The organism is Clostridium sp. TF11-13AC (assembly GCF_003481065.1).
Taxonomy (GTDB): domain Bacteria; phylum Bacillota; class Clostridia; order Lachnospirales; family Lachnospiraceae; genus Otoolea; species Otoolea fessa.
On sequence record NZ_QUKJ01000001.1, the window covers coordinates 43,279 to 59,014 of the forward strand.

Sequence of the window (15,736 nt, forward strand, 5' to 3'; positions counted from 1 at the left end):
AGGAAAAGAGTCATGCTGACAGAAAAAAGATACGAACTGATTTTGGAACTTCTGGATAAAAAGAGGAGTGTGACAGTTCCTGAGATTAAAGAGGTGCTGGGAGTTTCGGAATCGACGATCCGGCGGGATCTGAATGCGCTTGACAAGGCGGGGCGCCTGACCAAGGTGTTTGGCGGCGCGGTGTCCTCGGACGGGACATTTACGGGAACTGAGCCGTCAGTGGCACAGAAGATGGAATTGCAGCAGGAGGAGAAAAGGAGAATCGCCCAGTTTGCGGCGGGACTTATCCAGCCGGATGATTTTGTCTATCTGGACGCGGGCACGACGACCGGTTATATCTTAGACTATCTTCCGGCGCGCAGCGCCACGTTTGTGACGAATGCGGTATCACATGCCAAACGGCTGGCAGCCGCCGGAAACCGCGTAATTCTGATTGGCGGTGAGTTAAAGGGCACGACGGAGGCGGTCATCGGAAGTCAGGCGATCCTGACGATCCAGAGCTATCATTTTACAAAGGGATTTTTTGGAACCAACGGCGTCAGCAAGCGCCACGGTTTCACGACGCCGGATCCGAATGAGGCATTAGTCAAGCAAGAGGCGATGCGCCAGACAGAGCGCTGCTATGTGCTGGCGGACAGCCAGAAATTCGGCATGGTAAGTTCGGTGACGTTCGGGGGGGTTGAAGAAGCGACGATCCTCACGGAGACAGAGCCGCCGGAAGGATTTAGCGGCAGCAAGAATATCCGGGTGGCAAAGTAGAATAGTGAGCAGTAACAATCGAGTTTTTCTAATGAAATCCTAACATATATACGATTTGACAAACTATTAGAATATTGCTATATTTATAGAAAATCAATAGGGTGGCAAACGGGCAGGATTATGTATGACGATCGGGAGGAACGATGGATCCGAACCGATCGCAGTCAGCATGGATCCTGAATCGTTATGCTGCCCTTGTTAGTGTTTACAGTTATGTAAAAGGAGAACTTTCTAAAAGGAGAATTTACCATGCAGCAATTTCACGGCAGTGACGAATACATCGCTTCGGATGAACTGATCCGCAGCGTTAACATTGCGGCGGCGCTCAAAAAGCCGCTCTTAATCAAGGGAGAACCGGGCACTGGAAAGACGATGCTCGCGGAGGCGATTGCCAGATCCCTCGATATGGAACTTTTGATCTGGAATATTAAATCGACGACCCGCGCACAAGACGGTCTTTACGTGTACGATACGGTACAGCGTCTTTACGACAGCCAGTTTGGTGCGGATGGCGTTGATGATATTGCCAGATATATCCGCCTCGGAAAGATGGGAGAGGCATTTGAGAAGGAAAAGCAGACGGTTCTTTTGATCGATGAGATCGATAAAGCGGATTTGGAATTCCCGAACGACCTGCTCTGGGAACTTGACAAGATGGAATTTTACATTCCGGAGACGGGAAAGACTGTCAAAGCGAAGCACCGTCCGATTGTGATTATTACCTCCAATGCGGAGAAGGAGCTGCCGGATGCGTTCCTGCGCCGCTGTATCTTCCATTATATTGCATTCCCGGAGCAGCCGATGATGGAGAAGATCATCAAGGCACATTACCCGGATCTCGACCAGAAGCTGATCGACGGCGTGCTGGACGCCTTCTACCGGGTGCGCGATCTGCGCGGCCTGCAGAAGAAGCCGAGTACCTCCGAGGTGTTGGACTGGATTCAGGCGCTTGTGATCGGCGGCGTGCCGGTGGAGAAGCTGGAAAAGGAGATCCCGTTTGCGGGGGTACTCTTAAAAAAGACAGAGGATTTAAAGCTGGTGGAGAATAACCGATATGTTTACTGATTTTCTGTATCTACTCCGTTCTTACGGGATGAAGACGAGCCTCAATGAGTGGAACAGCCTGATGGATGCGCTGGAAATGAACCTGAACGACGCGAGCCTGACGGAGTTTTACTATATGGCGAGGGCGGTTCTGGTCAAAAAAGAGTCCGAATATGACAAATTTGACCAGGCATTTCTGGCATATTTTAAAAATGTGCAGACGTTTGAGGAACTTCCGAAGGAGGTCTTAGACTGGCTTGCCAAGGCGCACGCGCAGACGCCGTATGATAAGGATGAGGTCGATGCGCGGTTTGCGGGACTTGATCTGGACGATATCCGTAAAATGATGGCGGAACGACTGAAAGAGCAGCATGAGCAGCACCACGGCGGCAATAAGTGGATTGGAACCGGCGGTACGTCGGCATTTGGACATTCCGGTTACAGCCCGAAGGGCATCCGCGTGGGCGGACCGGGCAAAAACCGGAGCGCGCTGCAGGTGGCGGAACAGCGGAATTACCGAGATTTCCGCGACGATGCGGTTATCCAGATCCGGCAGTTCCAGGTGGCGCTCAAAAAGCTGCGTCTTTTATCCTGCCGTGAGGATGGACCGAAAACGGAACTCAATGTGGAGAAAACGATCGAGAAGACCTGTGACGAAGGCGGACGTCTGGAGCTCGTCATGGAGCGCCCGAGAAAGAACCAGACGAAGCTCCTGCTTCTGATGGATAGCGGCGGGTCGATGTGGGCATATGCGGATCTGTGCAACCGGCTGTTCCAGGCGGTCAATCAATCGTCCCATTTTAAGGATTTGAAGATTTATTATTTCCACAACTGTTTCTACGATCAGCTGTTTACGACGCCGTCCTGCTCCTGGAGGGATAAGATCTCGACCGAGTGGGTCTTTCACAACCTGAAACCGGAATACAAGGTAATTCTGGTTGGGGATGCGTCGATGGCGCCGTCGGAACTTCTGTACCGCGGCGGCAGTCTCGACTATTTTCACAGCAACGAGCGGACGGGCATTTACTGGCTGCAGGAGATGCACCGGCGTTTTCCGTCAGCGATCTGGCTGAACCCGATGCGGGAAAATAACTGGGCATATGCCTACGGTGCGTACACGATCAGTCTGATCCGCGAGGAGATTCCGATGTTTCCGCTGACGGCGGCAGGACTTGAGGCTGGAATTAAGGAATTGAAAAAATAAATATGGAAAAAGGGGCGGTTCCCGATATTGACAATAAAGTAAATTTGTGCTATTATTCATCATAAACTCTTTGCACTGCATATCAAACTACAGTACAAACTGAGCAGACCGTGAATATCATGGGGTCGGGTCGCAGAAGCGACAGTGGAAGTTAGTTTCATCCACGGGACAGTAGTTACTCATACTGGTTCGTGGGTGTTTTTTTATACTTTTTTATGGATTTGCAGCACCCACCTATCGTTAGTGCCATGAGATATTTTTTGGAGGTAACGAATATGAAACAGAATGATTTTCAGAAGGTGGCAAATCAAGTGTCTTTTGTAACGATAGTAGTGAACATCCTTTTGGCGTTTATGAAGCTGTTAGCCGGCGTGTTCGCACATTCGAATGCGATGATCAGTGACAGTATCCATTCGGCGTCCGATGTGTTCAGCACGATGATCGTGGTGATTGGAATTAAGCTGTCGTCCAAACAGCCGGACAAGGAGCACCCGTATGGACATGAGCGGATGGAGTGTGTGGCTGCGATTGTCCTCTCGATGGTTCTTTTTATGACAGGTCTGGGGATTGGCGTGGAGGCGCTTACGGACGTGCTCAAGGGAGAATACAGTCACCTGCAGGTTCCGGGAATGCTGGCGCTGGCAGCGGCTGTTATATCTATTGTCAGTAAAGAAGCGATGTACTGGTACACCCGATATTATGCGAAAAAGATTGATTCCAGCGCACTGATGGCAGATGCATGGCATCACCGTTCGGATGCGTTTTCCTCGATCGGTGCGCTGGTCGGAATCGTGGGCGCGAGAATGGGATTTCCGGTCATGGATCCGATCGCGAGCCTGGTTATTTTCGTCTTTATCGTGAAAGCGGCGTATGAGATTTTTAAAGATGCGATGGATAAAATGGTCGATCATTCCTGTGATGAGAAGACCGAAGAACAGCTGCGCGCCTGCGTTCTTCAGAATCCAGATGTGGCGCGGATTGACCTGCTTCAGACGCGGATCTTTGGCAATAAAATTTATGCGGACATTGAGATTGAGGTAGATGGTTCCATGCCGCTGCGGGAGGCGCACAAGATTGCCGAGGTGGTGCATAACAGCATTGAAAAGACATTTCCGAAGGTAAAACACATTATGGTGCATGTCAATCCGGAAATTGACCGGAAATAGAAAGAAGGACTGCCGCAGACTGGCATATTTCCTTTTAAGCAGACCAAGATAACAATAAAAATCTTGTTTACTTAGAAGAGGGCATGCCAGATGCGGCGGTCCTTTTGGCGCTTTTGGGAACATGAAAATTTTAAACATTTTTAAGGACGTTCTGAAAGTTATACTTCCCATTTGCAATGAATACCATCATACTGCAAAATGGAAAAACTGCAATCATGAATATGGAAAAAATGAAAGAAAAAGGAAAGAAAAAAGGAACCGTTAAGAAATTCTTACGAATCGGATCTTTTGACGATCTTTTTTAGAATCGGTCTGGACTTTTTTTCCGACTCTGCTATAATAAGGATTCAGAATCCATATATACAGGCCGCAGCCATATGGCGCGGCAGAGAGGTTTGTGAAAAAATGAAAAATAAAAGTATGAGTATACTTAAAATGACTGGTGCAGCAGCTGCACTGGTGCTGATGTTTGCACAGCCAGTACTGGCAGATGGCAGTTTTGCAAATGGAACAAGTGTAAATGGCGTCGCAGTCGGCGGAATGAGCAATGAGGAAGCGAAGGCAAAGCTGGAGCAGAATTACGGTTCTTATAAATTAACGATCAAAGAACGCGGAGGCAAGACAGAAGAGATCACCGCAGCGGAGATCGGCTATAAAGTAGTGATTACAAATGAGCTGCAGGCAGCGATTGACCAGCAGGCAGCAGGGGTAGCTGGAGCAGGAGCGCTGACGATCGCGATGCCGCTTTCCTGCGATCAGACGATGCTTGCAAACCGCATTGCTTCCTTAAATTGTATGTCAGATAGTGTAGCACCGACGGTAGATGCCCATATATCCGCCTGGGAAGAAGGAAAAGATTTCACGATTGTTCCGGAAGTAAAGGGAGAATCTGTGGATAAGGCAAAGGTACAGACGGCGATCAATGCGGCGATCGCCTCCGGCATGACAGAGATCGATCTGGAAGCATTGGGATGTTACACACCGATCCAGGTGACTTCCGGCGATGCATCCTTAAAAGCACTCTGCGCCCAGATGAACCAGGCTAAAAATGCGACCATCACCTTCCATATCGGTGATGCGACCGAGACACTGTCCGGTACTGAATATGTCAGCTGGTATACAGGCGGCGAGAATGGTGTCATTACTGTAGACCGCGATAAGGCAGCTGCTTACATCAAGGCGCTGGCAGCGAAATACGACACAGCTGGAACTACCCGTACTTTCCATACCACTTCCGGAAAAGAGGTAGCCTTGACAGGCCCTTATGGATGGAAGATTGACCAGACTGCGGAGACAGACAACCTGGTTCTGATGGCGCAGACAGGTATCAATCAGGAACGTGAAGTCCAGTTCTCCCAGCAGGCAGCCAGCCATTCAGACGCAGACTGGGGCAATACCTACGCAGAAGTTGATTTCGGCGCCCAGCATGTATATATGTATGAAAACGGCGCCCTGACTTGGGATGCTCCGTGCGTAACCGGAAACGTGTCCAAAAACTACACAACCCCGGAAGGTATTTACAGCCTGACCTACAAGCAGGCCGACCGCGTTCTGCGCGGCGCCAAACAGGCAGATGGCACATATGAATATGAAAGTCACGTAGACTATTGGATGCCATTCAACGGCGGCATCGGTTTCCATGACGCAAGCTGGAGAAGTAAATTCGGCGGAACCATCTACCAGTATTCCGGCAGCCACGGCTGCATCAATCTGCCGGTTGATAAAGCAAAACTTCTCTACGAGAAAGTATACAAGGGAATGCCAGTTCTCTGCCATAACTAAACGTCTATTCTAATTGCTCATTCAGCAATTAGAAGAAGGACTAGCAGTGACGGCATTACTTTATTAGATAATAAGATAAGACAGTAGATGTCAGCTAAAATCATAAACACAATACTGTCATAAAAAAAGATCCTACGTCGTCATCCAGCCGCATTCATGCGCTGGATGACACCAGGATCTTAAATTTTACCAAGTTATCATCCAATAAACAGGAGAAAAAGCCGCCCGGGCAAAAATGGAATTTTCGAGACTGTGGATTTACTTGGCAGATTCGGATTTGATGTTGAAAGAAACCGCAACAAACTTGCTTTGTGAGGATTTCTTTCTGTTTTTAATCAAACCGAAAATGCCTAGAAAATCCCAGTCCTCGAAACCTGATCATTTTTGCCCGGGCGGCTTTTTCTCCGTCCCTCTCACGAAAATCAAACTAATTATCTATTTTCCTTCCCCAATAATCAATTCTTCCCCATACGGCAAAGTCTTGATCCAGTCACAGAATGTATGCCACTCCGCCAGCTTATGATCCTTTCTGGCATAATAAATATTAATCAGTGTCTCATAATTAAACGAACAAGTCCGCATCTGATTATAACTGCTCGGCAGCAGCTGGATCATATCATACCAGTCATCCTTATTCTTTGTCTCCAGATAACGCAGGCGGATTTCCTCCAGCTTGGCGACAACTGTTTCCATAAATGCGCGTGTTCCGGCTGTCATGTGGTCGCAGCTGAAATCGTCCATCGAAAACGGTTTGCTGGCGATTTTGTGCATCGTGCTGGTTGAATTGGCGACGGTCGCTACTTTATAAGTATCATATTCTTTCCACCAGTAGAGAGGTGCGGTCACATCGACTGAGACAAATACCTGGCGCAGAAACTTGCGGTGGTCGCTGCCTGCTTTGCGGAGACGTTTCGCAAGGTCGAGATCGTTCGGTCCCAGTTTATATTCGCCATTCTCATCATAAAAGCTGTCCATCCGTCCCCAGCTGTTCATCGGATTGCGGGCACCGCGCATGGCATTTTCCAGATTCATGACGCTGGTACGTTCTAATTTAAGCATAATCAAACTCCTTTTTTCATATAAGTGAATTATTTTCAGGATAAACTCACTTTTGTGAGTTGTTTCAGGCGGGATCAGTATACCACAAAAACCATGTCCCGTAAACAAAGCATAAAAAAACATACAGAATTACAAGAATCGATAGTTACTGTTCCCGGGTGGACACTTTTGGAAGCAAAAGTGCCGTAAGAAAACGTGGTGGCAGCAGGAATTTACCGTATTTAAATGCGAAGCCACGGCAAATTCTGTTACTGGGCACGTATGCGTGAACAGTAAGATCGATAAAAATTACAATCCAAAACAGAATACAGGAAAAAGCAAAGATATTATGCGATATGCACAGAAAAACATAATGAAAATATGTATTTTTAAATATGAAATAGTATTGACACAAAATGAAAAACATGCTAATATTTAGCCATAGAAATTCACTAATATGAAAATTGAAAAGAAAAAATTAGATTTTACGAAAATGAAGTGAGAAAAAAATTCATATCATAATCACGAATGAGACAAAATGTCAAAAAGGAGAGATGAACAATGAGCAATGGATATTTCAAAGTAGAGATGCCGAAAAATGAGCCGGTAAAAGCATATCTTTCAGGAAGCCCGGAGAGAGCCAGCTTAAAGAAAGAACTGGAGCGCCAGTCCGCACAGGTTGTTCAGGTTCCGATGATCATCGGTGGTAAGGAAGTTTGGACAGAGAGAAAAACCAAAGCAGTTATGCCGCATGACCATGCTCATGTAATCGCAGAAGCAGCTTCCGGCGGTGAGAAAGAGTTAAAGGATGCAATCGCAGCGGCTCTGGCAGCTAGAAAAGCATGGACCGAGATGCCGATGGAACACCGCGTATCTATCTTTTTAAAAGCAGCTGATTTAATCGCTGGTCCGATGAGAGATAAAGTAAATGCAGCTACCATGTTAGGACAGAGCAAGACCGCATATCAGGCTGAGATTGATACCTGCGAGCTGATTGATTTCCTTCGTTTCAACGTATACTACTTACAGCAGATTTATGACAGACAGCCGAACAACACACCGAATGTTTGGAACCGCATCGAGTACCGTCCACTGGAAGGTTTCGTAACCGCGATTTCCCCATTCAACTTCACATCCATCGGTGCTAACCTTCCGACCGCTCCGGCGATCGCAGGTAACGTAGTTCTCTGGAAACCGGCTACCACAGCAGTTCTTTCCAACTACTATGTAATGCAGGCCCTGATGGCTGCAGGGCTTCCGGCAGGTGTTATCAACTTCGTACCGAGCCGTGGTTCTGACATGAGCAAGTACGTATTAAGCGATCCGAATCTGGCAGGATTCCATTTCACAGGTTCTACCGAAGTATTCAGTGGTGTTTACTCCTTAGTAGGCGAGAACATCAAGAAATACAAAACATATCCGCGTCTGGTTGGCGAGACTGGTGGAAAGGACTTCATCTTTGCTCACAATTCCGCAGATGTACCGGGTCTGGTAGCAGCTCTGACAAGAGCATCCTACGAGTATCAGGGACAGAAGTGCTCCGCAGCTTCCCGTGCATTTGTTCCGGCAAGCATCTGGCCGCAGGTTAAAGAGGGTATGCTGGCAGAGATTGAGAAGATTAAAATTGGCGATATAACCGATTTTACAAACCTGATGGGCGCTGTTATCGATGCATCCGCATTCAAGACCAACAAAGAGTACATCGACTATGCAAAAGCATCCGAGGATGCAGACGTTATCTGCGGCGGATACGATGATTCCAAGGGATATTTCATATATCCGACCCTGATTGAGGCTAAGAAGCCAGATTTCAAGACTATGGTAGAGGAAATTTTTGGACCAGTTATGACCGTATATGTATATCCGGATGACAAACTGGATGAGACTCTGGCAAGCTGCGATACCGCAACGTCCTATGGCCTGTCCGGAGCAATCTTTGCAGATGACCGCGAAGCTATCGTTAAGATGGAAGATGCACTCAAAGGAACAGCCGGAAACTTCTATATCAACGACAAGCCAACTGGTGCAGTTATCGGTCAGCAGCCGTTCGGTGGTGCAAGAGCATCAGGAACCAACGATAAAGCCGGAAGCGAGATCAACATGTATCGCTGGTTAAGCCCGAGAACCATCAAAGAACTTAGAGTACCGTGCCTGGATGTAACTTATCCATACATGGTTGAGGCATAGGAAAAGCGCAGCTTTTTTGAGCTGGGGCACTGAGCACGCTGAAGCCACTGAGCATGCTGGGGCGCAGCTCTTCCCCATAATTTACTAAATTAAAACCAACCACCCAGAGGATCGGCGCTGATCCGGAATCTGTGTAACGAAACACACGATTTCATATCGGTGCCGATCTTTTTTATAATTTAGAAACTCTGTCCGAGTATCCCAGCTACACCCGCTCAGATATTGTTCCGTTTGTTTGGAATGAAATTGCGGCATTCTGTTATTAAAAATCCCATTATGTTACTGCTCACACATGTGTGCCCAGCAACGGGATTTTGCCGATGCTACGCATTCCAAATCGGCAAAATCTGCTGCGAGAACTGTATCGTACGGAATTTTCAGTTCAGAAAATTCCTATTTGTGAACAGTTACCCTATTATTCCTTACATTCATCTGATTTGAAGCAGTCCTTGTATTTCTCATAAAGATCCAGTAAAATAAAATCAAATACGAAATATGGATTTGAGGATTTGTTTTTGTTCAAATTTTCTCAGTTCGATTTTAAATTCAAACAAAAAGGATGAGAAAGCAATGACGGTGATTGATGTATCTGGCTGCGGAAGCGGTGCAGTGTTTTTGATAAAGGGAAAAGCCAATCTCCTGTTCGAGGCGGGGATGGCGTATGCTGCCGATCAGATGGTGGAAAATATAAAAAGAGAACTGGGCGATGCAGAGTTAGACGCGGTTCTTTTATCCCATTCCCATTATGATCATGTAGCGGGGCTTCCGGCGGTGCGGAAAGCATGGCCGGGGGTGAAAACATATGCTTCCGAGCGCGCAAAAGAAATTTTAGTGAAACCGGGCGCTTTGAAGACGATCCGGCGTCTAAGCGGCGAGGCGGCAGAAGCGGCGGGGCTTCCATGGGATTCGGAATATGACGATGCAGATTTACAGATTGATGTATCGCTGGAGGACGGTGAGACGATCGAACTGGGCGACCATACGATCTACGCGTTTGCGACGATCGGCCACACGAAATGTTCCATGTCTTACCTGATTGACGATGAGTTGATGCTGTGCAGTGAGACGGTAGGCGTCATGGGGCATGATGGGAGTTATATGCCGTCGTTTCTGGTAGACTATAAGGCGGCAGAAGAATCGATCGAGTATTCATCGGAATTGGATGCAAAAGAGATTATTTTAAACCACTATGGCTTTGTCAGTGAAGCGGATAAGGCGACGATCTGGGATGTCCTGATGCAGAAGCTTCGTGACAGCCGTGATGCAATGATTGATATTATGAACCGGTTCCCGGAAGAAGAGACGGCGCTTCGGGAGATGGAGCGCGTGTTCCATTCTCATGTAGATAAGAAAGAACAGCCAGACGAGGCATTCTATATCAATGCGGCGAGCATGATGAAGACACTCAAAAGACAGTTTCCGGAACGGTTTCCGAGACATTTTCAGCTGATTGCGGCAGTGGATCGGAACTGGGGTATCGGCAATAAAGGGCAGATGCTGACGGTGATCCCGGCGGATCAGAAATTATTCCGGCAGGAAACGATGGGAAAAATCATCGTGATGGGCTATAAAACGTTTCTGACTTTCCCGGCTCAGCGACCGCTGGATGGCAGAATCAACCTGATTTTGACAAAAAAGAAGGCTCTGAGCGTAAAGGGGGCAGAGATCTGCCACAGTGTCGAGGAGGCGCTGGTGCGGATTGACGAGCTGAAACAGGAAAAACATCTGACAGATGTAGATGTCGTCATCATCGGCGGCGAGTCGGTTTACCGGCAGTTCCTTCCGTTCTGCGACACAGCGCAGATCACCTGGATTGATTTTTCCTATGTGGCAGACACACATATGGTTGATCTGGAGAAAGAAGGCTGGGAACTGGTAAGACGAAGCGGCGAGCAGACATTTTTCAATTTGTGCTATGAATTCAGGGAATATCGGAAGCTGGAAAAGGAATCGCTCTAAGGTTGTCAAAAATAGGACAAAGTGGTAAAATAATTGAGAATTCTGAAAAGTCAAACAATAAAATGTTCATATAACTGTAAGGAGGAATAGAATGTACCCGATTTTAAAAGCTGAAAAACTGGCAGATAAGATTTATCTGATGGTTGTAGAAGCACCGCGTGTAGCGCGTGCATGTGAGCCGGGCGAATTTGTCATCGTCAAGATGGGCGAAGAGGGCGAGAGAATCCCGCTGACCATCTGTGATTTTGACCGTCAGGCAGGAACGATCACGATCGTATTCCAGACCGTGGGAGCTTCTACCGAGAAGATGAGCACCCTCAAGGCTGGGGATGCATTCCATGATTTCGTAGGACCGCTTGGAAATCCGTCCGAGTTTATCCATGAGAATATAGAAGAGCTGAAAAAGAAGAAATACCTCTTCGTAGCCGGCGGCGTCGGTGCGGCTCCGGTTTATCCGCAGGTAAAATGGATGCATGAGCACGGCATTGATGTAGATGTTATCGTAGGTTCTAAGACCAAAGATCTGCTGATTCTGACCGAGGAGATGGAGAAGGCAGCCGGAAACCTTTACATCACAACCGACGATGGCAGCTTTGGCATTAAAGGTATGGTTACAGGTGTCATCGAGGATTTAGTTGAAAAACAGGGACGCAAGTACGATGTCTGTGTTGCAATCGGACCGATGATCATGATGAAATTTGTCTGCCTGCTGACGAAAAAACTGGAGATTCCGACGATTGTCAGTCTGAACCCGATCATGGTAGATGGAACCGGTATGTGTGGTGCCTGTCGTGTCACCGTAGGCGACCAGGTCAAATTTGCCTGCGTAGACGGACCGGAGTTTGATGGACATCTTGTTAATTTTGACGAGGCGATGGAACGTCAGAGAATTTATAAGACTCAGGAAGGCAGAGCGATGCTGCGCTTGAAAGAGGGCGATACTCATCACGGCGGATGCGGACAGTGCGGAGGTGACAAATAATGGAAGCAAAGAGAGATATGATGAAAAAGGTGCCGGTCAGAGAGCAGGATCCGAAGGTACGTGCGACTAATTTTAAAGAGGTATGTCTCGGCTATAATATGGAAGAAGCAGTTGCGGAGTCTGAGAGATGTCTGAACTGTAAAAATGCAAAATGTATCGCTGGATGCCCGGTTTCCATCAATATTCCGGCGTTTATCCAGGAAGTAAAAGCGGGAAATATTGAGGAGGCAGCGAAAGTCATCGCACTTTCTTCGGCACTTCCGGCAGTCTGTGGACGTGTCTGCCCACAGGAATCCCAGTGTGAGGGACAGTGTGTGCGCGGTATCAAGGGCGAGGCGGTTTCCATTGGTAAACTTGAGCGCTTCGTGGCAGACTGGTCCCGTGAGCATGGTTTTGTACCGGCAGCGCCGGAGAAGACAAACGGAAAGAAAGTAGCAGTCATCGGTTCCGGTCCTGCAGGTCTGACCTGTGCAGGCGATCTGGCAAAACTGGGCTATGAAGTAACCATTTTCGAGGCACTTCATGAGCCGGGCGGAGTATTGACCTACGGCATTCCGGAGTTCCGTCTTCCGAAGAGCGGCGTTGTACAGCCGGAGATCGAGAATGTCCGCAAGCTGGGCGTTAAGATTGAGACAAACGTAGTTATCGGAAAATCTATCACAATCGACGAGCTGATGGATGAAGAAGGTTTCCAGGCAGTCTTCATCGGTTCTGGTGCCGGACTTCCGAAGTTCATGGGTATTCCGGGTGAAAATGCCAACGGCGTATTTTCCGCAAATGAGTACCTGACCAGAAATAACCTGATGAAGGCATTCCGCGATGATTATGACACACCGATCATGGAATCGAAGAAGGTAGTTGTAGTCGGCGGCGGAAACGTAGCGATGGATGCGGCAAGAACGGCTCTGCGTCTCGGTGCAGAAGTTCATATTGTATATAGAAGAAGTGAGAAAGAGCTTCCGGCACGTGTGGAGGAAGTACATCACGCAAAAGAGGAGGGCATCCATTTTGACCTTCTGACCAACCCGGTTGAGATTCTCGAAGATGAGAACGGATGGGTCAAAGGCATCGTATGCCGCCGTATGGAGCTTGGCGAGCCGGATGAATCTGGAAGAAGACGTCCGGTTGAGGTGGTCGGTTCTGATTTCACGATCGATGCAGATACTGTTATCATGGCGCTGGGTACTTCCCCGAACCCGCTGATTTCCAATACGACCAAAGGTCTGGAGATTAACCGCTGGAGATGTATCGTGGCGGATGAGAGCAATGGAAAGACAACGAAAGAGGGCGTTTACGCCGGAGGCGACGCAGTGACTGGCGCGGCTACGGTTATTCTCGCGATGGAAGCCGGACGAGCAGGTGCAAGAGGCATCGACGAGTATCTTTCTGCAAAATAATGAAATCTCATCATGTAGATTTGCTGAATGAAGCAATCGCTCCGGCACTGACCCGGCTGGCGCTTCCGATCATGGCGACCTCTCTGGTTCAGATGCTTTACAATCTGACTGATATGGCGTGGATCGGACGCCTCGGGGCAGGCGCCGTCACGGCGGTGGGATCGGCAGGTATGTATACCTGGTTTTCACAGGGATTTGCGATTTTGGCGAGGACGGGCGGTCAGGTAAAGACCGCCCATTGTCTTGGTGCGGGAGAAAATGACAGTGCGGCGCAGTATGCGAGAGGTGCGCTGCAGTTGGGAATTTTGTTTGCCGTGCTGTATGGGCTGGTTTCGCTCTTTGGAGCCAGTCGGTTAATTGGATTTTTTAAATTAAACAGCCCGGAGGTGATTGCACAGGCAGAATGGTATGTGCGGATCGCCTGTGGGCTTGTGATCTTTTCTTATCTAAATGCGATCTTGACCGGACTTTTGACGGCGGCGGGAAACAGCCGGACTCCGTTTATCGTCAACGTGGCGGGGCTTGTATTCAATGTTGTACTGGATCCAGTGCTGATCTTTGGAATCGGACCATTTCCGGAACTGGGAGTCAGCGGAGCAGCGGCTGCGACGGTCACGGCACAGGCGCTCGTAAGCCTCCTGTTTTTCAAGGCAGTCCTGCGGGAAAAGGTGCTGTTTCCGCATCTGCGTCTCTGGGTGCTGGTTCCAGTGAAGGTTTGGAGGGAGATCGTGCGGATCGGTGTGCCGTCGGCGGTGCAGAACCTGATTTACGCAGGAATTTCGATGATTCTGACCCGCCTTATCACCGGATGGGGTGATCTGGCAGTGGCGGCACAGCGTGTTGGCAGTCAGATTGAATCCGTTTCCTGGATGGTCGGAGATGGCTTTTCGGCGGCAGTCAATGCATTCCTCGGACAGAATTATGGGGCGAAGCGGTATGACCGTGTGCGCCGCGGCTATTTCTGTGCGATCGCGATGACGGCGGCGTGGGGACTCTGCACGACATTTTTGCTGATCGGAATGGCGCGTCCGCTGTTCTCGATCTTTTTGCAGGAAGAAGAGGTCATGGCGCTCGGCGTCAATTACCTGCGGATCGTGGGACTGAGCCAGATGTTTATGATGGTGGAACAGACCTCGATCGGTGCGTTTTCCGGTCTGGGGCGGACGCTGTATCCGTCGATCGTCAGCGTGACCTTTACCTCCGCGCGCATCCCAGTGGCGGTGTTGTTGTCCTCTGTGATGGGACTTAGCGGTATCTGGTGGGCGTTAAGTATTTCCAGCATGGTAAAGGGATGTATTCTGTTCGTTAGTTTTGTCGTGTTTTTGTATGTTTTTTTGGAGAGAAAGAAGATTGAGAAAACCGTCTGAAAAGTTACAAAAAACCTATGGACGAATTGAGAATTTCGTGAGATAATAGGGACAGGATTGATGTGATAAAATTAACAAAGTACAAAATCCAATCATTTCGAAAGGAGTCTTACAATGATTTATTCACAAGAAGTAGAAAATATGTGTCCAGTAGCCCAGGGCGTAAATCACGGCGCTGCTCCGATCCCGGAGGAAGCAAAGTGGGTTAAGTCCAAAGAAGTAAAGGATATTTCCGGTTTAACACACGGTGTTGGCTGGTGTGCGCCGCAGCAGGGTGCTTGTAAGCTGACCCTGAATGTTAAGGAAGGTATCATTCAGGAGGCTCTGGTAGAGACGATCGGATGTTCTGGTATGACACATTCTGCAGCGATGGCAGCAGAGATTCTTCCGGGAAGAACCGTACTGGAAGCATTAAATACAGACCTTGTCTGTGATGCAATCAACACCGCCATGCGTGAGCTGTTCCTCCAGATCGCATATGGCAGAACGCAGAGTGCGTTTTCTGAAGAGGGGCTTCCGATTGGTGCCGGCCTTGAAGACCTTGGAAAAGGACTCCGCTCTCAGGTAGGTACGATGTACGGAACTCTGAAAAAAGGTCCGCGTTACCTTGAGATGGCAGAAGGCTATGTAACAGGAATTGCACTGGATGAAGAAGATCAGATCATTGGTTACCAGTTTGTAAACTTAGGTAAGATGACCGACTTCATCAAGAAGGGCGACGATCCGACCACTGCATATGAGAAGGCAAAAGGTCAGTACGGCCGTGTAGACGATGCAGTTAAGATTATCGATCCGAGACAGGAATAATTGTTATTGTACATAGATAGGAATTTTCTGAACTGAAAATTCCG

Annotated in this window: 12 protein-coding genes and 1 riboswitch; of the genes, 11 read left to right on the forward strand and 1 reads right to left on the reverse strand. The window is 48.4% G+C overall.

What is annotated here, in order from left to right:
• Positions 1 to 12: 12 nt before the first annotated feature.
• The 5 genes from DXD12_RS00210 to DXD12_RS00230 all read left to right on the forward strand — a co-directional run bounded on the left by DXD12_RS00210 (position 13) and on the right by DXD12_RS00230 (position 5,955).
• On the forward strand, positions 13 to 759 hold the full coding sequence (locus tag DXD12_RS00210; protein ID WP_118636939.1) for a DeoR/GlpR family DNA-binding transcription regulator: 747 nt from the start codon (positions 13 to 15) through the stop codon (positions 757 to 759).
• A 249-nt stretch (positions 760 to 1,008) separates the two neighbouring features.
• Positions 1,009 to 1,824 (forward strand): MoxR family ATPase, encoded by an 816-nt coding sequence (locus tag DXD12_RS00215; protein WP_022359195.1) that lies wholly within the window; start codon positions 1,009 to 1,011, stop codon positions 1,822 to 1,824.
• Positions 1,814 to 3,007 (forward strand): VWA domain-containing protein, encoded by a 1,194-nt coding sequence (locus DXD12_RS00220; RefSeq protein WP_107000351.1) that lies wholly within the window; start codon positions 1,814 to 1,816, stop codon positions 3,005 to 3,007. The genes DXD12_RS00215 and DXD12_RS00220 overlap by 11 nt, the downstream gene beginning before the upstream one ends.
• An 89-nt stretch (positions 3,008 to 3,096) precedes the next feature.
• Positions 3,097 to 3,181, forward strand: a riboswitch (NiCo riboswitch).
• A gap of 101 nt (positions 3,182 to 3,282) precedes the next feature.
• Positions 3,283 to 4,173 carry a cation diffusion facilitator family transporter gene (locus DXD12_RS00225; protein WP_022359193.1) on the forward strand — a complete coding sequence of 297 codons (891 nt, stop codon included), beginning with the start codon at positions 3,283 to 3,285 and terminating at the stop codon, positions 4,171 to 4,173.
• A 420-nt stretch (positions 4,174 to 4,593) separates the two neighbouring features.
• A complete protein-coding gene (locus DXD12_RS00230) occupies positions 4,594 to 5,955 on the forward strand; it encodes a L,D-transpeptidase family protein (RefSeq protein ID WP_243017780.1) in 1,362 nt (453 codons plus the stop codon).
• Between the two features lie 435 nt (positions 5,956 to 6,390).
• Here DXD12_RS00230 and DXD12_RS00235 read toward each other — a convergent pair whose 3' ends face one another.
• The gene (locus DXD12_RS00235) at positions 6,391 to 7,014 is read right to left on the reverse strand and encodes a hypothetical protein (RefSeq protein ID WP_117796349.1); all 624 of its coding nucleotides are present in this window, start codon (positions 7,012 to 7,014) and stop codon (positions 6,391 to 6,393) included.
• Positions 7,015 to 7,554: 540 nt separating this feature from the next.
• Between DXD12_RS00235 and pruA the strand changes: the two genes are divergently transcribed.
• The 6 genes from pruA (at position 7,555) to DXD12_RS00265 (ending at position 15,692) form a co-directional block, all read left to right on the forward strand.
• Positions 7,555 to 9,180 carry an L-glutamate gamma-semialdehyde dehydrogenase gene (gene pruA / locus DXD12_RS00240; RefSeq protein WP_118636941.1) on the forward strand — a complete coding sequence of 542 codons (1,626 nt, stop codon included), beginning with the start codon at positions 7,555 to 7,557 and terminating at the stop codon, positions 9,178 to 9,180.
• A 570-nt stretch (positions 9,181 to 9,750) separates the two neighbouring features.
• Complete coding sequence (locus tag DXD12_RS15815) at positions 9,751 to 11,139, forward strand: dihydrofolate reductase (RefSeq protein WP_329997078.1); 1,389 nt, start codon at positions 9,751 to 9,753, stop codon at positions 11,137 to 11,139.
• Between the two features lie 91 nt (positions 11,140 to 11,230).
• On the forward strand, positions 11,231 to 12,121 hold the full coding sequence (locus DXD12_RS00250; RefSeq protein WP_118491812.1) for a sulfide/dihydroorotate dehydrogenase-like FAD/NAD-binding protein: 891 nt from the start codon (positions 11,231 to 11,233) through the stop codon (positions 12,119 to 12,121).
• The gene (gene gltA / locus DXD12_RS00255; protein ID WP_118636943.1) at positions 12,121 to 13,518 is read left to right on the forward strand and encodes an NADPH-dependent glutamate synthase; all 1,398 of its coding nucleotides are present in this window, start codon (positions 12,121 to 12,123) and stop codon (positions 13,516 to 13,518) included. The genes DXD12_RS00250 and gltA overlap by 1 nt, the downstream gene beginning before the upstream one ends.
• 20 nt (positions 13,519 to 13,538) lie before the next feature.
• A complete protein-coding gene (locus tag DXD12_RS00260) occupies positions 13,539 to 14,885 on the forward strand; it encodes an MATE family efflux transporter (RefSeq protein ID WP_333493370.1) in 1,347 nt (448 codons plus the stop codon).
• 114 nt (positions 14,886 to 14,999) lie between these two features.
• A complete protein-coding gene (locus tag DXD12_RS00265; RefSeq protein ID WP_022359683.1) occupies positions 15,000 to 15,692 on the forward strand; it encodes a hypothetical protein in 693 nt (230 codons plus the stop codon).
• Positions 15,693 to 15,736 lie beyond the last annotated feature (44 nt).

Bases quoted from the DNA above. Each gene is read 5' to 3' on its own strand.
- pruA (WP_118636941.1), top strand. From the start codon at position 7,555: ATGAGCAATGGATATTTCAAAGTAGAGATGCCGAAAAATGAGCCGGTA.
- gltA (WP_118636943.1), top strand. From the start codon at position 12,121: ATGGAAGCAAAGAGAGATATGATGAAAAAGGTGCCGGTCAGAGAGCAG.
- DXD12_RS00215 (WP_022359195.1), top strand. From the start codon at position 1,009: ATGCAGCAATTTCACGGCAGTGACGAATACATCGCTTCGGATGAACTG.
- DXD12_RS00230 (WP_243017780.1), top strand. From the start codon at position 4,594: ATGAGTATACTTAAAATGACTGGTGCAGCAGCTGCACTGGTGCTGATG.
- DXD12_RS00225 (WP_022359193.1), top strand. From the start codon at position 3,283: ATGAAACAGAATGATTTTCAGAAGGTGGCAAATCAAGTGTCTTTTGTA.
- DXD12_RS00210 (WP_118636939.1), top strand. From the start codon at position 13: ATGCTGACAGAAAAAAGATACGAACTGATTTTGGAACTTCTGGATAAA.
- DXD12_RS00250 (WP_118491812.1), top strand. From the start codon at position 11,231: ATGTACCCGATTTTAAAAGCTGAAAAACTGGCAGATAAGATTTATCTG.
- DXD12_RS00235 (WP_117796349.1), bottom strand. From the start codon at position 7,014: ATGCTTAAATTAGAACGTACCAGCGTCATGAATCTGGAAAATGCCATG.
- DXD12_RS15815 (WP_329997078.1), top strand. From the start codon at position 9,751: ATGACGGTGATTGATGTATCTGGCTGCGGAAGCGGTGCAGTGTTTTTG.
- DXD12_RS00265 (WP_022359683.1), top strand. From the start codon at position 15,000: ATGATTTATTCACAAGAAGTAGAAAATATGTGTCCAGTAGCCCAGGGC.
- DXD12_RS00220 (WP_107000351.1), top strand. From the start codon at position 1,814: ATGTTTACTGATTTTCTGTATCTACTCCGTTCTTACGGGATGAAGACG.